Raw genomic sequence first — 20,867 nt, forward strand, 5'->3', positions numbered from 1 at the left:
TCGGGGAGATTGAGATGAAGTCCGTCTTGATGCTGATGAATTCAATGGGGCGCTCTTTCGAGGAGAACCCCCTGCTGAAATGGCTCAGGGAGAGCGAATCTGACGTTGAGAGGAAGCTCTGGCTCGGTATCTTTTCCGCCCCCTTTGTCATGCACTTCTCCGACCTGAATCGCTACCACATCAGTTATGGCGATGAAGCGGCCGGGGACCGGCACCGCACCGTACTCAACCAGCATGCCGCGGAAGATATGACTCACTCCGAGCTGTTCGTGAAGGATTTTTCGACCTTGGGATGGGAGCAGCACTTCGGATCGTCTCCGCGACTGATGGACTTCCTCTACACACACCCCGACCTTGCCCAATTGCGTGCAGCGATCGCCGAACTCACCTCACTCGTCATCCACAGTCAAGATCCAGCCGCGCGGTTCGCTGTGGTCGAGGCCATCGAAGCATCTGGTAACGGGCTGTTCCGGCACACGGCACCCTTGGCCCTCGAGTACCGCAAACGCACAGGCAAGGAACTCGTCTTCTGGGGAGACCACCATTTGACGCTGGAGAACGGCCACACAATGACCAGTGACGAAGAGGCGTTTGCCGGACTACGCTTGGACAAGCAGCGCCGCGCCCAAGTCACGACCGCCGCCACGGAAACTTTCAGGATCCTCGATGACCTGGGGTACGAGATGATGCGGCTGGTGCAGGATGCTGTTGAGCGGACTGGTCTACCGGATATCTCGACCGCCCACGACACGTCACCGAAAGACTCCAAGGCCGCCACGCTGACAAAAGCGCATCCGTGGTGTCAGAGTTCTACGCTCCACCCGTCGCACGGTCCAACCGCACAAGCCCTCGCTGAGCTTGTGGCGTCGGCCGAACGTTCCGCGCTCACCTTGCATCTGCGCGAAGCCGCCCACAGCGCAAGTTTCGCCGCGTTGCGTCGGTTCATGCCGGCTCTTGCCCTCGACGTCTGCGCCCGGCGTACGCTGTATGACCACACGCTGCCCTTCCGTCGTCCGTTGGATCATGCTCAGCGGAGGGTCGGCACGCTGGCTCGGCTTATCGGCCCGTCGACAGCCTCGCTGTTCACTGACTGGCAGAACCTCGACATGGACGGTCACTTGCAGTGGAGCGCGACGGACTGCCTGCGTTACCTATTCCTGGAACCAGGTACAGAGCCGGTGAGGGCACTACACGCCACGCTGACGCGGCACTTCACAGCAGACGACATCAACGTTCGGCTCTGGGCCGCTGCCGCGGCTTCCGCATTGAGTATTGCCTTCAACAATGCCCTCGCTGGACTTGGACGTGCTGTGCAAGACGCCGAAGGGCTGTCCCTGCCGTTCCTCAGTGCTCCCGATCTCTCAGCGTGGCCGGTTGACGGGGCATACAACCTTCTGGAACCCGCTGGTGGCCCCTCAACCGAACGGGCAACGGCCGCAGTTCGGAGCATCGCTGAGGCTCTTCAGCAACGAGACGACGTGCTGTTCCGATACTGCCTCGATGCTCCAGCACTTGGCCACTGAGAAGGCAACTACAAGCCGATGTCGCACCGATGGAACGTACCGGGCGAGCGAGGCCCCTGGTGGCTGCCCCCCATTACCCCCCGGGCCGGGTGGTCAGCAGCACTTGGATATGACGGACGAGGAGTGACCGACGGTGCGACATCGCTGTTGCACACCGCGCCGGACTGCGGGGATGGACGCCGTCTGGCCAGTGATCGAGGCCCTGATCGTCGGTGATCCGCCCATCTCGGCTTCGGTCGGGAGGCGGTGATGAGGCAGCAAGCCAATCACCATGCGTCGCTGTTGGGCGGGCATGTCTCCCAGCAGCTTCGACGCCTGCTGCAAATCGCCGACGTCGGTGGTCACAGCCATACCTATCGGCGCATGGTGGAGGAACTGCTGGGCCCGGCGGCCCGGCGGCCGCTATCTTCTGGTGCTCCCTCAGGCTCGTTCGTCTCCGACGACCACACACCTGTGGAGTTCTCGCTCTCGTTTTCTCCGGACGCGGCTCCGTTGTTGCGGGTGCTGGTGGAACCCGGCTGTCAGGCGACTACCTGGGCGGGCAGTGGGCGGGCGGGGCTGTGTGCGCTGGAACGGGCAACCAGTGCGTGGGGGGTACGGCTGGACCAGTTGGACCTTCTGAACGATCTGTTTCTTCCGCCAGCGGCGCAGGGGCCCTTCGCATTGTGGTGTGCGGCGGAGCTGCGGCCTAGCGGCCATCCAGGATTTAAGGTCTACCTCAACCCCTTGGCCCATGGGCCGATGCGAGCGGCCGAGGTCGTCGAGGATGCGCTGGCCCGGCTGGGGTTCAGCGAGGCTTACCCGACGGCGCGTCAGCATGCGGCACTCGGCTCTACCAAGGGGGAAGATTTCCTCTTCTTCGCGCTCGATGTGGGCCAATGGGGTGATCCGCGAGTGAAGGTCTACCAACGGCACCCCAACGCCACACTCGACGATATTATCGATGCCGCGCGGCTCATGCCGGGCCCCCACCCCGAGGCCATAGCTACCTTTTGCTACCAGGCCGCTGGCGTGGACCGGTTCGACCGACTGCCCGTCATTTCCTGCTACTCCTACACGGCAGCCGATAGCCGCCTGCCCAGCGCTTACACCGTCCACGTGCCGGTGCGCGCCTATCTGTCCGACGACCAGATAGTTCGCAATCGTGCTGTGCAGATGTTACAGGACTACGGCATGCGCCACGGCGTCCTGGACCGGGCACTGACGGCCCTGGTGACACGGCGGCTGTCCGACGGCGTCGGTCTCATCCCGTATTTCAGCCTGGTGCATCCTCGGCGCGGGCCCGCCCGGATCACCAGCTACCTCTCCTCCGAGGCGTACCAAGTGGCGCCCCAGCAGCGCACGCCCTTCGCCGCCGCAGCGGACCGTGTCCCCGAGCCTCGGACGTCGTCGTGAGTGGCTGTGACGTTGTTTGCCAGCATCAGCGCCGGAACCGGTGGCCGCGGGGTGGTGCCCGACAGCCAGCGCGAGACCATCGACCGGTCGCATGCCAGTTGCTGCCCGTGTTCAGCGGCCACCTGCCCAGGGCTGCGGCGAGTTGGGCGCCGCTCCAGTCTGCCTCCGCCAGCAGGGCCCGCAGGCGGGTGTTCTCCTCCCCGGTTTCCGGTCAACCGGACCGTCCCCGCCAGCTTTTCACAAGCGCGCAATGTTGCATCGGTTGCAGCGCATTCACTGCCCCGGCCCCCTGTGCGGTCCGGGGCCGGGGCGGTGCACTGGTTGTACCCGGCGACCGGCTGCCTGCAACTACGGGCGGGGGCGCTGGGTTCGCAATCGGCCACGCCTGCCCTGGACCCCGGCGAAGGAAGAGCCCGATGACTGCCCCACCAGATACCGTGCCCCGCTTAGCCGATCTGGCCGATATGGCTGATCCGGAGGCGCTGCGGGATGTACCGGCCGGAGAACTCCCTGCTCTGGCCGGGCAGATCAGGGAGTTCCTGATTGAGAAGGCGTGCGCGGCAGGCGGGCATCTGGGGCCGAATCTGGGCGTGGTGGAGCTGACCCTGGCTCTGCACCGGGTCTTCGACTCGCCCTGTGACGCGCTGGTCTTCGATACCGGCCATCAGGCGTACGTACACAAGCTGATCACCGGGCGCGGTAAGGATTTCGACACGCTGCGGCAAGCAGGTGGCCTGTCCGGCTACCCGTCGCGGGGCGAGTTGGTGCACGACCTGGTGGAGAACTCGCATGCCTCCACCGCCCTGTCGTACGCCGACGGCCTGGCCAAGGCACGCGCCCTGAACGACCAGAGGGAGCGGGCGGTGGTCGCCGTCATCGGCGACGGCGCGATGACCGGCGGCATGGCGTGGGAAGCCCTGACCAACATCGGCGGTGCGCCCAAGCAGCCGGTGATCGTGGTGCTCAACGACAACGGCCGCTCCTACGCCCCCACCGCCGGGGCCCTGGCCCATCACCTCGCGGCCCTGATACAGGGCGGGGGCGCTGAGGCGTGCCAGAACCTGTTCACCGAGCTTGGCTTCACCTACTTCGGGCCCGTCGACGGGCACAACACCAGCGAACTCGAAGCCGTGCTGCGGCGGGCGCGCGCCATAGGCCGCCCTGTGGTGGTGCATGTGATGACCGTCAAGGGCAAGGGCTACCCCCCGGCCGAGCAGGATGAGGCGGACTGCCTGCACGCCGTGGGGACCGTCGACACCGCCACAGGCCGCCCGGTCGTCACCACTTCCGGCGCGGAGTCCTGGACGAGCGTATTCGGCCAAGCCTTGGTGGAGGTGGCGGCCGAGATCGAGGACGTCGTCGCGATCACAGCGGCGATGCTGCGGCCCGCCGGCCTCAACCCCATGTCCCAGAAATGCCCGGAGAGGGTGTTCGACGTCGGCATCGCCGAACAGCATGCCGTCATCAGTGCGGCCGGCCTGGCGATGGGCGGCTTCCACCCCGTCGTCGCGATCTACGCCACCTTCCTCAACCGGGCCGTCGACCAAGTCCTGATGGACGTGGCTCTGCACCGGCTGCCAGTGACCTTTGTCCTGGACCGGGCGGGCCTCACCGGCCCCGACGGGCCGTGTCATCACGGCATGTGGGACCTGTCCCTGCTCCCCGTGGTGCCGGGCCTGCGGATCGCCGCCCCGCGCGATCCGGCCCGGCTCCGGAGCCTGCTGCGATCAGCGGTGGACACACACGACGGGCCCACCCTGCTGCGCCTGCCCAAAGCCCCCGCCGGAAACGACATCGAAGCAGTCGCCTGCATCGACGGCCTCGATATCCTGCACCGCAGCCCCGGCCGCCCTCTGGACGTCCTCCTGGTGCCGGTGGGCCCGATGGCCCAGGCCGCCCTCGAGGCAAACGAGGACTACGACATCCTGCTGATCGGCCACGAGGGCCACGAGGAAGTCATCGACACGTCGGGTGAGGCGCCGGACCACATCACCCTGGTCGACGGCCCGGGTGACGTCGCCAATGTCGAGGTCAGGGACGAGTCGAAGGTCGTCTGGCTGTCCCAGACCACCCTCTCCGTCGACGAGACAATGGAGACGGTCAACGCCCTCAAGGAGAAGTTCCCGCAGCTCATCTCGCCGCCCAGCGACGACATCTGCTACGCCACCCAGAACCGGCAGATCGCCGTCAAGCAGATCGGCGCCGAGTCCGACCTGGTCATCGTGGTCGGCTCCAAGAACTCCTCGAACTCGGTCCGGCTCGTCGAGGTCGCGCATAGTGCCGGTGCCCCGGCCGCCCGCCTTGTGGATACCGCCGACCAAATCGACGAAGCCGGGTTGGAGGACGTCTCCACCGTTGGTGTCACCTCTGGCGCATCCGTCCCCGAGGTCCTGGCGGACGGCGTACTTCAGTGGCTGGCCGCCCGCGGCTACGAGGACGTGGAGACGGTCAAGACCGCCGACGAGTCCATCACCTTCTCGCTTCCCAAGGACCTCCGCCGCTCCCGCGAAGCCGACCTCGGCATGTCCTACAAGGGAAAAGCCATCAGGATCATCCCGGAGGAACCTGTGGGGGTGGCCGAGGAAGATAATCCCGTCCAGAACAGGAAGAGCCGCTAATGACGAATCCGCTCACCGGACCTCTGGCGGGATTCTTGACGCGGGCGCGGGAAGCGAATACTTCGGCACCGCGAGAAGTTGCCACCGAAAAACGTGTGTCAGTAGGTAAACAACCGGAGCCGCAGAGTGATTTTAGAGACGCGCACACCTATTCGGTGCATGTATCATCGAACTCGCGAAGCCCCGCCGGGCCGGTGGAAGCACCCAATCCGGTGGTACCCGAATGGCGCCGACCCGTTCGCCGTCTCTGGTTCGAAATCTGTTTGAGTTGGCGATTCATCGGCGGGGATGCCTCCTCCATGCTCCTGCCGCCCATGCTCTTCACCAGTGCGGCATGGCGCAGTCTCGGTGGGGATTGGAAAGATCTGCTGGAATCGGAAGGTGCTGCGCTGGGCTATTTCTGGCTGGCCCTCTATCTGTTCTGCATTTCCAATCAAACTACAGGGATCGCGGAAGACAGTCTGAACAAACCTCACCGCCCTCTGGTCACAGGAAAAATCTCCTTGCGAGGCGCATTCCTGCGCTGGTGGTGCGTTTTCGCTCTGTATATGGCCCTAGGTGTCTTACTGGGAATCCCCGAGTGGACGGCGCTGTGGGCCGCCATGACCGTTCTCTATAACCATCTGGGATGGGCGAGGCGTTGGTATGGAAAGAACCTCTGCATCGCAATCGCTACCTTCGCCCAGCTTGCAGCCGCGTGGGAGATTTCTGGCCCGCTCACCAAGAGTGGATGGAGGGTAATCGCAGCCATCATCTTCCTGTTCAACTTGGTGATGTCGGTGCAAGACTTGCGCGACATCGCCGGCGATTTCGAGAATAACCGGCGAACTCTCCCCATGGTTATTGGGCAGTGGCCTACTCGGATCTTCGCAGCGATCGGCTTGTCCATCCTTCCGGTGGCCGTCCACTACTGGATCTTCGGCGGAACTTCAGATATTTCACTCAGCCTGAGAGCATACGAGGGCTTGCTGGCCGCAGTCAGTTGGATCGCGGCGGCACGCGTCCTGCTATACCGCGACCCAGCTAGCGATCACCGGACGTACCTGCTCTACACCACGTGGTATTGCCTGCTCGTAACGAGCAGCATTGCCGTTCCTCCATGAAATCCCAGAGGGCTGGCAGGGAGGTGGTGAAGGTGCTGGCTGCTCATTGGCCGCCCGATGCCAAGACGCCTCCTTAGCGCGCGATGAAGATGCCAGCCAAGGGGCCTCGCTGGATTCTGACCCCATCGTCGATCAGCTCATTTTCGGAGCAAAACCTAGGAGAAACGAGGAGATAGAGGGATGCCTTCCTCCGTACAGCCCGCCAGGAACAAGTCATCCACAGCGACGGCCCGCGCTGACCACGGCCCGCAGAGGGAACACGCGGTAGTCCTGGGGGCGGGGGTGGCGGGCCTGTGTGCTGCTCGAGTCCTGGCCGATCACTTCCAGCACGTCACCGTGATCGAACGCGACCCGCCTGCCGCGGGCGACCATACCCGCAAAGGCGTGCCCCAAGGCACCCACCTGCACGGGCTCGCCCTGCGCGGCGCGGAAGTCTTCGAGGAACTCTTCCCCGGTCTCCTGACCGAGCTGACCGATGCCGGCGCCACACCCGCGCAGGCACTGACCCAGATGCGCGTCATCTTCTTCGGCCATCTTCTTCGGCAAGTGCCCACCGGGTCCCACTTCGTGATGGCAAGCCGCCCGTTCCTGGAGAACCGTCTTCACGCCAGGGTCTCGGCCCTGCCTCACGTCACGCTGCTCGACCGGCACGAAGCCACCCGCCTGCTGTCGCACGGTGGCACGGTCAACGGTGTCCAGGTGGTATCCACAGCCCCGGACGCGACCGCCCGCAGCATCGAGGCGGATCTCGTGGTGGACGCACTGGGCCGCTCGGGCCGGGGCGCCGCATGGCTGATGGCCCTCGGCTACACGAGGCCGACCGAGGACCGTGTGCGCGTAGACGTCAGATATGCGAGCTGCCGCTACCGACTGCCTCCCGACTGCCTGGGCACCGACCGCGGCGTGGCCGTCGGCGCCACCATCGCACGCCCCCGCGGCCTCGCCTTCTTTGCCCAGGAAAATGGCATCTGGGCGCTTTCCCTCTTCGGGTACGGCACAGCCCATCACCCGCCCACCTCGCCCGAGGAATTCCTCGCCCGCACACAGGAACTGGCGCCCGGCGACGTCTGGGAAGCACTGCGAAACGCCCAACCAGTCGGCCCCATCACCACCTTCGGCTACCCGGCAGTCATCCGGCGCCGCTACCACCAACTCCGTCGACTGCCCGACGGACTGCTATCCATCGGCGACGCGGTCTGCAGCCTCAACCCGATCTACGGCACCGGAATGACCGTGGCGGCCATGGAAGCCCTAGCGCTGCGCGACTGCCTACGCTACGGGACGGGAGACCTGCCGCGAAGGTACTACCGAGCCACCGGCAAAGCCATACGGATTCCCTGGGCCATCACCATGCTCGCGGACTCCACTCTGCCCCAAGTCCCCACAGGGCATCGGCTGACCAAACGTGCAATCGCCACCTGCCTCGAGGCAGTCCTCAAGGCCGCAGCAGCCGACCCTAGGGTCGCAGCCACGCTCTGGGGCATCATCAGCCTTACCACCTCACCCACCAAGCTCCTGCGCCGTCACGTGTTCCGCTCCATCTACCGGAACAGGTGGCAGAGTCCAGAGACCAGACAGGCCTCTGCTGAAGACCCGTTCCCCTCACGGGGGCGATCGTGATCCCCGGTGCAGGAACAGGTCAACACGGTCGGGCCGGGCTGGCGGATCGGGAACACCAGCACGAAGAGCACCCCTGCTCGGCGGCCTGGTCGAGCAGGGCTGTGCCGACGGCGTTGTCGTGGGCGGACGCGGCCAGCACCACGACGCCGACGATCAGCTCCAACACGTCGACGGCCAGCCCCGCTTGCGGTCGAGACCTTCTTGTTGGCGTCCAGTCCCGTCGTGGTCTTCGGGACACCGGCAGCCGCGCGGACGGACTGGGTGTCGATGATCACGAGGGACGGGTCCGCTAATCGCCGGGCCGACACCTCATCAGATCGGTGAAGCACCAAATTTACGATTGAGCGATCACGAACCGAGGAAGATCGGACCTAACGTCCACTGAACACGGCACCGGTCCCGCCGCCGGTCGTAGCAGCGCTGCGCGACCGGGGACAGGCCGCAGTGAAACGGACGGGGTGAGCTGCCCACCGAGTACACGCCACCCTTTCAAGGCAGGCAAGCAGAAGAACCTCCGAGGAGAAGAAATCGACCGGAAGTTGCTGGACACCGTGGTGTGGCCGGTGTGGGACATCCCCTTCCCACACCGGCAGAACCCGGTCGTGAACCAAGTCAAGGCAGCACACATGGCCTGGCTGGACCAATTCGGCCTGCTGCCCACGGAGGAAGCCCGGAAGCAGTACCTCAAGACCTGCAATATGGAGGGCAACGCCGTGTTCTAGCCCACCGCGTCGCTGGACGACCCTGCCGCCAGGCAGGCTTGGACGAGACGGGGCATGCTCGAGGCCAACTCCTGGGCCTGCTCCCACGCCTCGTGCGCTCTCTTCACAGCCTCGCGGTGCTCTTCGAGGCGACGGGGCAGTGCCGCTACGTATTGACTATCTGTCATACTCATTGAACGCTGGAACACTGCTGGAGATGCGGGTCAGCACCCTCTATCACTGGGCGGACGTTCGTCGTGCACCCAGCGGGTCCGAGGCGGCCTGGGTCCGCTCCGAGAAGAGGGAGCTCGCGTACCCATGCTGATTGACGTGGCCGGAGCAACTGTCAAGCGTTGTGGATCGGTGTGATCAGGTAGTTGGTTCTACAGGCATGCACGGTAGGCGGGTTGGCCGACAGGGACGAGCTGGCTATAGCGGCCGCTACGACGGCTCCAGTGGGGGAAACCGCCGATGGCGTCACACATGCCGTTCACGAGGCTGCGCGTGCAAGACTGTTCGCTCGACGAGAGATGGGCACAGGCAGCGGCGAGGCGTTCCTGGCCCTGAGTGAAGTCCTGGCACCACTGCTGGATGTTTGCTCGAACGTCGGTTAGGGCCTGCTCGCGCGTGCGGCCGTTCTCGCGTTGGATGACAAGGACGAGGTTGTGGACATCGCCGCGGGATTCTTCCTTCGCCAGGGAGAAGAGATCGTTGATGCTGTCGACAAGGTCCATCGCGATGCGGAGCACGTCCTGGATGAGAGGGACGTCCCGGACACGGGGCGTGGTTTCAAACCCGTAGGCCGCTTCGATCAGGTCAACCATCATGGCAACGACGCCGGATTTGCGGCGCAGGGCCAGGTATTCCTCGATGCTCATGGGGATTGCGCCGCTGCGGATGCTGGACTCTTCGACGAATGCCTCGAAGAACCAGCGCCAGTGGACAGCGGCACGCTGCTGCCAATAGTGAGGTTTTCCAGCCGCTTGGCGCTGCCAGACGTCGGCAAAGGCTGTGACGAGTGGACTAGCGTCCCTGGGCGTATGGTTCGAGTCGAGGACCTGCTGCAGTGGTGCGAGCGCACGAGTGGCCACGGCAGGATCGTCGACGCAAGCGCCATCGAACTGATCGTCGAGAAGTGCCGCAAAGGTGAGCGCATCAACGCCGAGGTCGAGCGCAGTGCCGTGCGCCTGGGGAAGCCAGCGGGCCATAAGATCGGGAATATCAGCCGCACGATATCGCCGTTCGTCAGCCGGGGTGACAATCAGGCCGTGCCGGCGACCCCAGGCGATGCTACGTTGCCGGGCGGCGTCGCAGTCGCTGCTGATGCTGCCGGAAAAAGGCAGGGACACTTCGGCAAGCATGTGGACTCCTCGAAGACGGCTTCCGCGAGCACGTGACTGGCTTTGCAGCACGCTGGCCTTCAAGGGAATCAGCAGCTTCCCGGTGAGCCATAGAGGGTGTGCCGCCTGGTTGCGTGAACGCGTTGAAAGCTCGTGAACAAGTGCATCCTCTTGTCACGCTGCGGCAGAACCCTCGGGTCTTTCCACGAGGTGGCCGTTCTCGAAGCGAGCACCGGCCCGGACCAAGGTGACGAGGTGAGGCGCAGTGAGCGACTCTGTCGGGGATGTTGAGGCTCGAAGGTCTTACCCTGGCGCCACCAGAGCGCCCGGGGCAGGCCGTGGATTTCGAGGTACTGCTGGAACGCCGTTGGTGGACGCGGACGGTAGGTGGAGGCTTCGGGTTCCTGGGCGCTGAGGCGTTCGATGTTGACCGCGATTGCGGTCAACACGTGCTGGACATGAGTCTTGGCCCAATGCCGGGAAGTTAGACAGGGCGACGTGGAAGATCGGCGGGTAGGCCGATGGTGATGACGATCTCTGGGTTGAGGATGGGCGGGTCTTTTCGCGTTGCGTTGTAGGCGAAGGTGGAGATCGGGCGTTTGACGCGGCGGGGCAGGATGCGGAGTCTGCGGTGTTCCGGCCCCAGTTCGCGGGGGTGGAGGATAGCCTGTCGGATCCGGGGAGTTGGTGGCGTGCCGGGGGTACCGGTGGTCCCGGTTGCGGTGAGGACGGTGAGGCGGACCGTTCGCAGAGTGACGGTCAGCGAGATGCGGTCGGGGTCGGTGCCGGCACGGTCGGCGGCTTGGGCGGCGATGAGCCGGGCGGCCTGGTAGACGATGAGCAGGCCGAAGAGTTCCTGCCGCGCCCCGTCGGGGGTCTGCGACCGCAGCACGCGTCCGGCGCCGCGGAGAGTGACCTTCAAACCGAAGTACGCGATCTCCACCTGCCACCGTTCGTGATAGAGCTCAGCGAGTTCGGCGGCGGGGTATTGCTCGTGGTCAAGCAGTGTGGTGATCAGCCGGAGATGGGTGGTGCGGCGATGTCGGCCGGGGGTGCGGACGGTGACGGTGGCCTCGATCACCCGCAGCGCCAGGCCCTGAGCCTGTGGTGGGATGCCGCGGCGGTGGCGGGTCCAACGGGCCAGGCGGGCTCGCTCGTTCTGGCTGGTGGCCATGGACAGATAACTGCCGTCGGGCAGCAGATGCAGGACGGGCGGCAGTCGGTCGGTGCTGGTCCGCCACAATAAGTGCGCGCCCGTCGCGGCGGCGGCGCAGGCCAGTGGGACCCCCTTGGCGCCGCGGTCGGCCAACAGCAGCATGCCCGGGCCCAGCGCCCGGCACAGCAACAGTGCCTGGTCTTTCTCGGACTGCTTCCAGGGGCCGACAATCACGTCGATCAGGGTCCGGGTCCCGCATTCGACCAGCGCGGTCAGCCGCATCAGCGGGAACCCGCCCAGTCCGAACTTCCCGGCGGCACGCCCGCAGAACGCGAGGTTCTCGGGGCTGTCGGGGACTTGGAGGCCGGTGCCGTCCCAGGCCACCACCCGCAGATCTCTCCACCATGAACCCGGGGTGTCTCCAACCGCGGCGGCTCCTTTGACCTCGTCGAACAGCGCGGCCAGGGGCGCTGAGCCGACCCGCCGCCGGGCCTGCCGCAGGGCAGCCGCCGACGGATCGACATCCGGCAGGCCCGCCCCGGCAACCAGGCAGGCCCACACGCCCCGATATCCGTACTCGGTGAACAGCGCCATCGCCAGCACGAAGTACACCACCACCCGCGAGGGGAGCTTCCGCACCCGGGACTGCACCCGTCCGGTCTTCTCGAGCACCGCATCCACCAGTGACGGCGAGATGATCTGCGTCAACTCTCCCAAATGCCCGGCGGCGAAAGCCGCTTCACCACCGATACACGCACGCGCGGCCATGCCAGGCTGAACCACAGGGGCTCCTCGAAGAACGGCGTCTTGGTCGACTCCCGTCCTACGCGGAGCCCCGCCCCACCAGACCAACTTCGCCGAACCGGTTGACAACTCGCCCCGGGCTCAAACTTCCCGGCATTGAGTCTTGGCCAGGCCGAGGTAGCGGCAGCGGCGCATGCGGTGGCCGTTGACGAATTCGCTCACGGTGCCCTCGACGCCAGACCGGGAGGCGTAGAGGCGTCGCGATACGGGGTCCTGCTGGTCTGTGCGGTTTCGGACCTGGAGCTCGTGGAGGGATTGGGGGAGAAAGTTGACGGTGCGGCCCGAGCTGCCGGTGGTGCAGGAAGTCCGGTCGGGGCAGGGGCGCATTGGCGGGGACGAAACCGGACCACGACATACGGAGCGAGAGCGGGCGGCTTCGAAGTCGATGGCGAAGTCCTCCCGGGCGAAACCGGTCTGCTTCGAACGCTGCCAGGAATTACCGGACTTGACTGGGCCGACCAGCTCGATCTGATGCTCGCGGGCGGCCTGGGCGATGAGCACGGCGGAGGGATATCCATCGTCGACCAGGTGCTGGGCGGGAAGCTCCGTCGGCGCTGGAGACGGGTGTGGATGCCGGGCAGAGCCTGGCTGTCGGCGGCGGACACCACGGTGGCTACGTCTGTGATCACGTTGGTGCCGGCCTCGTCGCAGGTCTCGGTCACATGCGCGAGATAGCCCGTCCAGCGCGTGTTGCCGCGCCGCACCCAGCGGGCCTTGAGCTCGTAGGGCGATTCGATCCGCACCCTCGGCGGCACCAAGCCGTCCCGCGGGGTGCGCGGCCGCAACCGGCCACGGGCATCCACGAGGAACTGCTGCACCATGATCTGGCGCAGCGCCTCCACCCTCGGACCCGTGTCACGCCCGGGGAAGCGAGCACGCACGCGCTCGAGCAGAGTGCGTGCATCGGCGCCGACCTGGGTGAGGCGGGCGATGGGGTGACTGGGCTGACTGCTCATCCGCACGGGACGTCCATAGCGTTCGCCCCACTCGGCGGTGACCACCTCGTCGAGCACCTCGGGAGCGGTGCGGGCGAGCTCTTCCAGGACGGCGCGCACCGCCTCGGTCACCAGTTCCAGCCGGGTCAACTCCCGGGCAGCGGAAAGGATATGAGTGGAGTCGGTACGCTGCCGTCCGCGCGCCTTGACCAGCCCCGCTTCCTTCAACCATTGCACTGCCAGGTCGAGAAGACGGTCGGCCCGGTCTCCCTCGCCGAGCCGATCGCGGAAGTCGGACAGCACACTGTGGTGGAAGCCTGGATCATCCAACTCCAGGGCAAGCGCGTACTTGAAGTCGATGCGGCAGCGCACCGCCTCCGCAACCTGCCGGTCCGACAGATTGAGCACGAACTGTAGCACGCAGACGGTGGCGAGCTGCGCGGGCGACAACCCGGGGCGGCCGTCCCGGGGATACCAGACTTCGAAGTCCTCGTCGTGCCAGAGCCCGTCCAGCCGGTCTCTCACCCACATCGCCGTCGTGCCGCTCGGGTTGCTGGCCCGCGCGACCCGCGCGGTCAGGGACGGGATCTGGTCACCGGAGCGGGGACGGACGGACATCGGGCACCTCGACTACTGCACGACTCTTCGGGACCACCCCGAGCATGCCCGCTGATCACGCGACCGCGCCCGGGAATCTCAAGATCCCCGACAGAGTCGCTCAAGGTACGTCGTCAAGCTGGACGCGCGCTCCGGGCGTGGCGTGGGTTAGGTGACATCCGATCGTCTGCGAACAGGGCCGGGCCACAACTCCCATGTGGCCCGACCCCATTGCGTCGCCGTGGACGATCGCGAGGGTGACGAGGCCGGTTCGCCGACCGCATACGGCCGCTGTGATGACGGTCACGCTGTTTCCTTGTGTGCGGTGTCGTCCGGATGCGAGTTCCCGGGCGTATGCCCTGTGTGAACGAAGCAATCCGGGAGCTGTTGTTGACCGCCGAGGAGTTCTATGCGCAAACGGCGGCCAGGCTGACCGGGCAGTTGTACGTGATGCTCGGCGACCAGTACGAGGCGCAGGACGTGGTGCAAGGGCACCATCTCCCAAGGCGTCGGGCGCTGCGGCCTGCGCAGATCCCGCTACAAGGGTCTCGCGAAGACCAGCCTTCAGCACCAGCTCACCGGCGCCGCCATCAACCTCGCCCGCATCGACGCCCACCTCACCGACACACCACGGGCCCGCACCCGCACCAGCCACTTCGCAGCATTTCGCCCCGGCGAGCCGAAGGAAGCTCGACGGGGCGAAGCAACCGGGCCCGAATCAACCAACAGCGTCAGCTTGCCGTGCGGGCCCTTCGCATCATCCCTTGCTTTGCGGACGCACACGCCCTAGGGGAGCGTATCTCGCCTCCCCGGTGGGAGATGAGTGGGAGACAAGTGGGAGATGATCATGGCGTGGTGCTGCAATCAGGCGCTAGGAAATGCTAGATAGCGCTACCTGTGTGGCCCGCCCTCAGCCCGCCGATTCCCCCGCATGCGGGCTCAGCGCATCCGTCCCCACCAGCACGAACAACACGATGCCGAGCAGGATCCGGTAGTACACGAACGGCATGAACGACTTGGTCGTGATGAACTTCATGAACCAGGCGATGACCGCGTACCCCACCACGAACGCAATGATCGTCGCGAAGATCGTCGGCCCCCACGACACATGACCTCCCTCGCCCGCGTCCTTCAACTCGAAGACGCCCGACGCCAGTACGGCCGGAATCGCGAGCAGGAAGGAGTAACGGGCCGCGGACTCGCGGGTGTAGCCCATGAGGAGGCCGCCGGAGATCGTGGCGCCGGAGCGGGAGACGCCGGGGATCAGCGCCATGGCCTGGCAGAGGCCGAAGATGAGGCCGTCCTTGACGCCCAGTTCCTTCAGGGACTTGCGGTCCTTCACCGCGCGGTGGCGGCCACCGGTCTCGTCCCGGGCGGCGAGGCGGTCGGCGACGCCGAGGACGATGCCCATCACGATGAGCGTCGTGGCGATCAGCCGCAGATCGCGGAAGGGGCCCTCGATCTGGTCCTTGAAGGTGACGCCGAGGACACCGATCGGGATGGAGCCCACGATCACCAGCCACCCCATCTGGGCATCGTGGTCGCCGCGCATCTCCTTGTTCGTGAGCGAGCGGAACCACGCCGAGACGATGCGTGCGATGTCCTTGCGGAAGTAGATCAGGACGGCGGTCTCGGTGCCGATCTGAGTGATCGCCGTGAACGCCGCACCGGGGTCGTGCCACCCGGCGAACGCGGCTGTCAGGCGCAGATGGGCGCTCGAGGAGATGGGGAGGAACTCGGTGAGCCCCTGGACGAGTCCGAGGATTAGTGATTCGAACCAGCTCATGGGGCTTGTGCCGTCCCGGATCTGATTGTTCGTCGGTCCGCGCGTGGCGGGGGCGACGGAGCGCGGAAGTGGTCATTCGGCCGTGGCCGTCGCTGGGCAGCGTACCGTCCGCGGCGATCAGCGCTGTGAAGCCCCCTGGGGCAATCCCGTGCACCGTGACTCGCCCCGGCTCGCCCCAGCTGGCCCCGGCTCGCCCCACGGACCCGCGGGAACCGGATGGGGGCGTACCCGTTACCGCCGGCGGACGGCAGCGATGCCCGTCACGCTACTTGCCGCCCGGAGCACGCGGAGCACCCGTCATGTCCGGAGCATCCGTCACGCCCGCACCGGGAACGCTCCGGCGCCCCCGGAACCCGCCCGCGCAGCCGATCCCGTTTGCGCCAGGCGACCACCAGCGCGGCCAGGCCCGTCACCGCGATGAAGCCCATCGCGATCAGGAAGGCGGGCGAGGTGGGCGTCGCGGCGCGGCTGCCGGCGACGACGTACGCCGCGGTGTTCGGAATCGAGCCGAGCCCCGTCGCCACCAGGAACGGCACCCACCGCATGCGGGAGACGGCCGCGCAGTAATTGGCCGCGGCGAACGGCACGCCCGGAAAGAGCCGGGCCGCCAGCATCGAGCGGAAGCCGTGCCGGCTCAGCTGCCCGTCCAGCGCGTGCACCCAGCGCCCCCGCAGCAGCGGCCGCAGCGCGTCCTGCCCGAGCACCCGCCCGAGCCCGAAGGCGATCCCCGCCCCGAGCACCGTCCCGGCCAGCGACCCCACGAGCCCCGCCTGCGAACCGAACAGCGCGCCGGCGGCCAGATTCAGCAGGGGACGCGGCACGAACGCCGCCGTGCACAGGCCGTACGCCACCGCGAAGACCACGACCGCCGCCGCGCCGTTGATGTGCGGGGGCCAGCCGTCCTGGAGTATCCGCTGCGGCTCGAAGAGCAGCACGCCCGTCCCGGCGCCGGCAAGGAGCACCACGAGGAGGGAGAGCCTTGACCAGGGGGAGAGCAACGCGCGGCCGCAGCGCACGCCGAGCCCCGCGGGTGCGGGGGCCGGGGCGGGGGCCGGTCGGGTGGCTTGCTCGAGCATCCGGGGAGACTAGCCGACGTATGTGTGTGATCGCCGTAATGCGGTCGTACGTGTGACGCACGCGTGACCGTTGTCGGCCGACGGTTACATGGGGCTCGGGCACCAGGGACAGAAGCCTCGGGCACCCGGAACATGATCCTCAGGCGCCAGGGACAGAAGGCTCGGGCACCAGGGACATGAGGCTCGGACGCCCGGCGCCGTAATGTGCGGAGCGTGAACGCCAAGCACCCCACCGTGCCGCCCAGCGCCCTCGCCGACACCGTCCTCGACCGCCTGGTCGCGCTGTACCCCACGGCCGCCGACCCGGAGCGGGCCGTGCAGGTGCAGGCCTATCTCAAGGGCGTCGCCCCCTTCCTCGGCATCATGTCGCCCGAGCGGCGGGCCCTGTCCCGACGGGTCCTGGAGGGCACCGGCCGCCCCGACGAGGCGGACTGCACGGCGATCGCCCTGCGCTGCTGGGAGCTGCCCGAGCGCGAGTACCACTACTTCGCCGTCGACTATCTGCGCCGCCACGTCCGGCGCTCCTCCTCCGGCTTCCTGCCGGTCGCCCGGCACCTGATCACCACGGTCTCCTGGTGGGACACGGTCGACGCGCTCGCCTCGCACGTCGTGGGCGGTCTGGTCGTGGCGGACCCGAAGCTCAGGGCCGACATGGATGCCTGGATCGAGGACGACGATCTCTGGGTCGCCCGCACCGCACTCCTCCACCAGCTCCGTTACAAGTCGGCCACCGACACCGACCGTCTCTTCGCCTACTGCCTGCGCCGGGCCGACCACCCCGACTTCTTCCTCCGCAAGGCCATCGGCTGGTGTCTGCGCGAGTACGCGAAGACCGATGCGGAGGCGGTACGTTCCTTCGTCGCGGCCCACCGGGACCGGTTGGCCCCGCTGTCGGTGCGCGAGGCGCTGAAGAACGTAGGGGCCGAGGAGTCGTAGGGCGCCCGCGACTAGAGGGAGCCCCGTGGGTGTGCTCCTCTGTCGAGCGGGCGCACGGTGTGGGCACGGTGCAGCTTGTCCGGGTTGCGCATGACGTACAGGGCGGTGATCCGCCCCTCCTGGATCTCGAACGCGAGCAGCCAGTCGAGGCCGCCGTCCGTGAGGCAGCGGGCCGCGGGCATGCCGTTGTACGTGGCGTACTCGATCCGCGTCGTCGGCGTGATGCCGGTGCGGGCCACGCCGAGGACGAACCGGGCGACGTCGCCCTGCCCGGTGATCGGACGCCGGGCGGCGGACACCTTCCCGCCGCCGTCGGAGATCTGCACGACGTCCGGCGCCAGCAGGTCCATCAGCGCCTGGACCTCGCCGGTCGAGGTCGAGAGGAGGAACCGCCGGACGATCTCGCGGGTGGCGGCGGAGTCGGGCTCGAAGCGGCGACGCCGCGCGTGCACGTGCCCGCGTGCGCGGTGCGCGATCTGCCGGACGGTGATCTCGGTCTTGCCGATCGAGGCGGCGATCTCGCCGTGCGTGTAGCCGAACACGTCGTGCAGCAGGAACACCGCGCGCTCGGCCGGGCTCAGCGTCTCCAGGACCAGCATCATGGCCACCGACACCGACTCGGCCAGCACCGCGTCGTCGCTCACCTCGGGAGCGGTGCGGATCGGTTCGGGCAGCCAGGTGCCGATGTAGTCCTCACGCCTCGCCCGGACGGCGCGCAGGTGGTTGAGGGCCTGCCGGGTCACCACCCGGACGAGGTAGGCGCGCGGATGCCCGATCTTCGCCGGATCGACCGCGCTCCACCGCAGATAGCTCTCCTGCAGCACGTCCTCGGCGTCGGCGGCGCTGCCCAGCATCTCGTACGCGATGGTGAACAGCAGGGGCCGGTGCTCCGTGAAGGCACCCTCCGCGTTCTCCGCGTTCTCCGCGTTCTCCGCGTTCTCCGCGTTCTCCGCGACCTCGGCATCCTCGGCTCTCTCGGCATCCTCAGGCATCAAACGGCTCCCACGTTCGCTCTTGTTCTCCCATGGAGACACCTCGCAGCGGCAGACCGTGACAGTCCGTCGGTGTGAACCACTTCACAGTCGTCGGTCAACTCCCGTGCGGGGAAAAACCATTCGACCCGCCCCGGCCGATCGGCGATGATCGGTCGCATGTTCCGGCACGCCTTCCTCGCAGCTCCGTCCGCAGTCGCGGACGCTGCTCAGGCTGCCGATTTCCCGGACTTCCCGGCCGCTGATCTGCTTGCCGGTCCCGCGGCCGGTCTCCTCGCAGCCGATGCCGCAGCCGATGCGCTGCCCGACGCCTTCGACGGCGTCCGAAGCTGACTCTCCCCGGACACTCCGGCGGACCCCGCAGGGGGAGGGTCGGCCAGACCCAGGGGTCCCCGCCCTCCGCGCGAGCCGACTGACACCCGGCGCGGAAGGCCACCAGCTTCCAGTTCCAGAAGGAACGAACTGCCATGCCCAAGACGGCATACGTACGCACCAAGCCACACGTCAACATCGGCACGATGGGGCACGTCGACCACGGCAAGACCCGCTAACCCCATCCTAAGGCGCCACGTACCAAGTGGGGAGAGCAAACAGCCCCGGCCAGCGCGCAGGGAGCGCCGAACCGGGGCCATTCGTGAGGGTTCTACGTTGCGCGGAGCCAGCGCCACCCGACCCACCCGGTGACCGTAACGGCCGTGAGGACCAGGGCCCGCCCGCGCCATCGACGCACGTGATCGCTGGGGGTCGCTGGTCGCGTGGGGTGAAGGTCAAAGGCGAACTCAGGCTCGGGGCGAGTTCCAACGGGGCGGGGTTCGTCGTTCATCCACAGTCCTTAGCGGCGACCGTGACGGACGGGCTTTCGGACTCTCCCGAGTCGCCCTTGCCGTCCGGCTCTTTCACCAGTTGAGCGAACGCCTTGAGGGTAGTCCGGTACACCCCCGGGACACAGGCGATCCCCACCGTGCCCTTCTTGAGGGCGTTGAGCGCAGGTGCGTTCGGATAGGTCATGTTGCCTTGCTGGATCCATGCGCCGTTCGCGTTCCGCCGCTGTATCCCTATGGTCATCGTGTGCCGTATGACCGCCTCTCGGCACTTCACGTCGGCATAGCCCCTGATCTTTCCGTCTTGCTGATCGACGTACGGCGCAGATATTCGATGGCTACAGCGTCCCAAGAGCACGTTGCCACGGATCGTCACGCCGTCCGGCGTCGACTCCTCCGACCCGCAACCGCCTTCCGCACCGAGTAGCGCGAGGGTCAGCGCCGGTATCGCCACGAGCTGTAATGCCTTGCGTGCACGAATCACGGTGTCTCCCTGTTCAGTTGAGCCCGCCTCTCAGCGGGTCACGCGCTCACGTGGGGTTGGTTTTGCGCGTGCCCTTCACCGCTGAGAGGCGGGGGTCTATGGGTGTGGTCTTGCGACGGCTACGCCGATCACGAACCCGCATGACGCGCTGATGGCGATGATCAGAAGAGGACCGGCCAGCGCGTACACGCGGTCACGTAATCGCGTCACTGTTGCCCCACTGAGCGCCGGTCGGTGGGGTGCCCGTAGATCATGTGAACGTGCATGGCCTGAACCATGATCTTTACTCCGTCCGCGCTCAGTTCCCGTGCCGCCTTGACGACCAAGGCCCGTAGCGCCGCGCACACATGACAGGTGTTCGGGTTGATCGGGCCAGGGCGCGGGGTCTTGAGGTCAAGCGGGGTGATCACTGACGCCCCCTGATCTGGCACTCACCACACGGGAACGGACACGCATGCCCTGTGCCGCCCGGCGGTATGTAGACCACCCCTGACCGCCGGTCCATGGCCCCGCCGTACTCATCCCACCAACCGGCCGGAGAGTCCGCGTACGGGCTGTCTGGGCCGTCTATGAGGCTGACTAGCTTCGGGGCCGGTAACGGGCTCTCAGCGGGCCGCTTGGGGGCTCTTGCGGGTGTGGTCATCAGTGGGCGTCCTTGAGGTGGCGCCGCATCCTGACGTTGATGTCCGAGATCTTGGACCGGTCGCCGTTCGCCTTTGCCGTCGTCCGCTGATCTACGAGGTTGGCGCACAGGGTGCAGCCGTCTACCGGCTGTGGGTCGCCGTCCAGTCTGAGCGGAAGATCTACGGGCCGCTCTTGCGCCGTTTGCCTCGCCATGGTCACCATCCCGCTTGATTCATCAAGTCCGTTACTGATGTGGGCTGTTGACCTACAGAAGCGCGTCGACTGGGCCAGTACCACGGCAGAAAGGCCGCAGTTCCGCCGCACCCTGGCAGCACTGGCTACGCTGACCAGGGAAG

At 66.7% G+C, this 20,867-nt stretch carries 16 protein-coding genes and 4 pseudogenes; 10 read left to right on the top strand and 10 right to left on the bottom strand.

Annotation, left to right across the window (positions count from 1 at the left end; translation table 11 throughout):
• The first annotated feature begins 14 nt into the window (after positions 1–14).
• The 5 genes from OG430_RS42865 to OG430_RS42885 all read left to right on the top strand — a co-directional run bounded on the left by OG430_RS42865 (position 15) and on the right by OG430_RS42885 (position 8,259).
• Complete coding sequence (locus tag OG430_RS42865) at positions 15–1,523, top strand: hypothetical protein (protein WP_327358074.1); 1,509 nt, start codon at positions 15–17, stop codon at positions 1,521–1,523.
• Positions 1,524–1,772: 249 nt separating this feature from the next.
• On the top strand, positions 1,773–2,918 hold the full coding sequence (locus tag OG430_RS42870; protein WP_327358075.1) for a tryptophan dimethylallyltransferase family protein: 1,146 nt from the start codon (positions 1,773–1,775) through the stop codon (positions 2,916–2,918).
• 464 nt (positions 2,919–3,382) lie between these two features.
• The gene (locus tag OG430_RS42875; RefSeq protein ID WP_327359457.1) at positions 3,383–5,536 is read left to right on the top strand and encodes a 1-deoxy-D-xylulose-5-phosphate synthase; all 2,154 of its coding nucleotides are present in this window, start codon (positions 3,383–3,385) and stop codon (positions 5,534–5,536) included.
• A complete protein-coding gene (locus OG430_RS42880; RefSeq protein ID WP_327358076.1) occupies positions 5,536–6,639 on the top strand; it encodes a UbiA family prenyltransferase in 1,104 nt (367 codons plus the stop codon). The genes OG430_RS42875 and OG430_RS42880 overlap by 1 nt, the downstream gene beginning before the upstream one ends.
• A 180-nt stretch (positions 6,640–6,819) precedes the next feature.
• The gene (locus OG430_RS42885; protein WP_327358077.1) at positions 6,820–8,259 is read left to right on the top strand and encodes an FAD-dependent oxidoreductase; all 1,440 of its coding nucleotides are present in this window, start codon (positions 6,820–6,822) and stop codon (positions 8,257–8,259) included.
• 73 nt (positions 8,260–8,332) lie between these two features.
• On the opposite strand, the pseudogene OG430_RS42890 reads toward OG430_RS42885, so the two are convergent.
• Positions 8,333–8,561, bottom strand: a pseudogene (locus OG430_RS42890) (IS5/IS1182 family transposase); the annotation flags it as partial.
• A gap of 237 nt (positions 8,562–8,798) precedes the next feature.
• Between OG430_RS42890 and OG430_RS42895 the strand changes: the two are divergent.
• Entirely contained in the window at positions 8,799–8,981 is a 183-nt protein-coding gene (locus OG430_RS42895; protein ID WP_327358078.1) for a hypothetical protein, read from the top strand.
• Positions 8,982–9,343: 362 nt separating this feature from the next.
• On the opposite strand, the gene OG430_RS42900 is transcribed toward OG430_RS42895, so the two are convergent.
• The 4 genes and pseudogenes from OG430_RS42900 to OG430_RS42915 form a co-directional block, all read right to left on the bottom strand.
• Positions 9,344–10,321: a terpene synthase family protein gene (locus OG430_RS42900; RefSeq protein WP_327358079.1), complete on the bottom strand. Its 978-nt coding sequence runs from the start codon at positions 10,319–10,321 to the stop codon at positions 9,344–9,346.
• A gap of 463 nt (positions 10,322–10,784) precedes the next feature.
• Entirely contained in the window at positions 10,785–12,239 is a 1,455-nt protein-coding gene (locus OG430_RS42905) for an IS4 family transposase (RefSeq protein WP_327358080.1), read from the bottom strand.
• A gap of 102 nt (positions 12,240–12,341) precedes the next feature.
• A complete protein-coding gene (locus OG430_RS42910; protein WP_327358081.1) occupies positions 12,342–12,587 on the bottom strand; it encodes a transposase in 246 nt (81 codons plus the stop codon).
• Positions 12,588–13,501: 914 nt separating this feature from the next.
• Positions 13,502–13,813, bottom strand: a pseudogene (locus OG430_RS42915) (transposase); the annotation flags it as partial.
• Between the two features lie 333 nt (positions 13,814–14,146).
• Here OG430_RS42915 and OG430_RS42920 point away from each other — a divergent pair.
• Positions 14,147–14,281, top strand: a pseudogene (locus tag OG430_RS42920) (SigE family RNA polymerase sigma factor); the annotation flags it as partial.
• Between the two features lies 1 nt (position 14,282).
• Positions 14,283–14,471: pseudogene (locus OG430_RS42925) on the top strand (transposase); the annotation flags it as partial.
• A 231-nt stretch (positions 14,472–14,702) separates the two neighbouring features.
• On the opposite strand, the gene OG430_RS42930 reads toward OG430_RS42925, so the two are convergent.
• Both OG430_RS42930 and OG430_RS42935 read right to left on the bottom strand, forming a co-directional pair.
• Positions 14,703–15,578 (bottom strand): undecaprenyl-diphosphate phosphatase, encoded by an 876-nt coding sequence (locus OG430_RS42930; protein ID WP_327358082.1) that lies wholly within the window; start codon positions 15,576–15,578, stop codon positions 14,703–14,705.
• 260 nt (positions 15,579–15,838) lie between these two features.
• Positions 15,839–16,654, bottom strand: a complete 816-nt coding sequence (locus OG430_RS42935; RefSeq protein WP_327358083.1) for a TVP38/TMEM64 family protein — start codon at positions 16,652–16,654, stop codon at positions 15,839–15,841.
• Between the two features lie 213 nt (positions 16,655–16,867).
• Here OG430_RS42935 and OG430_RS42940 point away from each other — a divergent pair, with 213 nt between their 5' ends.
• Positions 16,868–17,590 (top strand): DNA alkylation repair protein, encoded by a 723-nt coding sequence (locus OG430_RS42940; RefSeq protein WP_327358084.1) that lies wholly within the window; start codon positions 16,868–16,870, stop codon positions 17,588–17,590.
• 11 nt (positions 17,591–17,601) lie between these two features.
• On the opposite strand, the gene OG430_RS42945 is transcribed toward OG430_RS42940, so the two are convergent.
• Positions 17,602–18,582 (bottom strand): RNA polymerase sigma-70 factor, encoded by a 981-nt coding sequence (locus OG430_RS42945; RefSeq protein WP_327358085.1) that lies wholly within the window; start codon positions 18,580–18,582, stop codon positions 17,602–17,604.
• A 159-nt stretch (positions 18,583–18,741) separates the two neighbouring features.
• Between OG430_RS42945 and OG430_RS42950 the strand changes: the two genes are divergently transcribed.
• Positions 18,742–18,915: a hypothetical protein gene (locus OG430_RS42950; protein ID WP_327358086.1), complete on the top strand. Its 174-nt coding sequence runs from the start codon at positions 18,742–18,744 to the stop codon at positions 18,913–18,915.
• A gap of 486 nt (positions 18,916–19,401) precedes the next feature.
• Here the strand turns inward: OG430_RS42950 and OG430_RS42955 are convergent, their stop codons facing one another.
• Both OG430_RS42955 and OG430_RS42960 read right to left on the bottom strand, forming a co-directional pair.
• Positions 19,402–19,887: a hypothetical protein gene (locus OG430_RS42955; protein WP_327358087.1), complete on the bottom strand. Its 486-nt coding sequence runs from the start codon at positions 19,885–19,887 to the stop codon at positions 19,402–19,404.
• Positions 19,888–20,529: 642 nt separating this feature from the next.
• Positions 20,530–20,724 (bottom strand): hypothetical protein, encoded by a 195-nt coding sequence (locus OG430_RS42960; protein WP_327358088.1) that lies wholly within the window; start codon positions 20,722–20,724, stop codon positions 20,530–20,532.
• Between the last annotated feature and the right edge of the window lie 143 nt (positions 20,725–20,867).

The organism is Streptomyces sp. NBC_01304 (assembly GCF_035975855.1).
Classification (GTDB): domain Bacteria; phylum Actinomycetota; class Actinomycetes; order Streptomycetales; family Streptomycetaceae; genus Streptomyces.

What these genes read in the sequence shown, in the direction of transcription:
- OG430_RS42865 (WP_327358074.1), top strand. Translation starts at nt 15, where the DNA reads ATGAAGTCCGTCTTGATGCTGATGAATTCAATGGGGCGCTCTTTCGAG.
- OG430_RS42870 (WP_327358075.1), top strand. Translation starts at nt 1,773, where the DNA reads ATGAGGCAGCAAGCCAATCACCATGCGTCGCTGTTGGGCGGGCATGTC.
- OG430_RS42875 (WP_327359457.1), top strand. Translation starts at nt 3,383, where the DNA reads ATGGCTGATCCGGAGGCGCTGCGGGATGTACCGGCCGGAGAACTCCCT.
- OG430_RS42880 (WP_327358076.1), top strand. Translation starts at nt 5,536, where the DNA reads ATGACGAATCCGCTCACCGGACCTCTGGCGGGATTCTTGACGCGGGCG.
- OG430_RS42885 (WP_327358077.1), top strand. Translation starts at nt 6,820, where the DNA reads ATGCCTTCCTCCGTACAGCCCGCCAGGAACAAGTCATCCACAGCGACG.
- OG430_RS42900 (WP_327358079.1), bottom strand. Translation starts at nt 10,321, where the DNA reads ATGCTTGCCGAAGTGTCCCTGCCTTTTTCCGGCAGCATCAGCAGCGAC.
- OG430_RS42910 (WP_327358081.1), bottom strand. Translation starts at nt 12,587, where the DNA reads ATGCGCCCCTGCCCCGACCGGACTTCCTGCACCACCGGCAGCTCGGGC.
- OG430_RS42930 (WP_327358082.1), bottom strand. Translation starts at nt 15,578, where the DNA reads ATGAGCTGGTTCGAATCACTAATCCTCGGACTCGTCCAGGGGCTCACC.
- OG430_RS42935 (WP_327358083.1), bottom strand. Translation starts at nt 16,654, where the DNA reads ATGCTCGAGCAAGCCACCCGACCGGCCCCCGCCCCGGCCCCCGCACCC.
- OG430_RS42945 (WP_327358085.1), bottom strand. Translation starts at nt 18,582, where the DNA reads ATGCCTGAGGATGCCGAGAGAGCCGAGGATGCCGAGGTCGCGGAGAAC.
- OG430_RS42950 (WP_327358086.1), top strand. Translation starts at nt 18,742, where the DNA reads ATGTTCCGGCACGCCTTCCTCGCAGCTCCGTCCGCAGTCGCGGACGCT.
- OG430_RS42960 (WP_327358088.1), bottom strand. Translation starts at nt 20,724, where the DNA reads ATGGCGAGGCAAACGGCGCAAGAGCGGCCCGTAGATCTTCCGCTCAGA.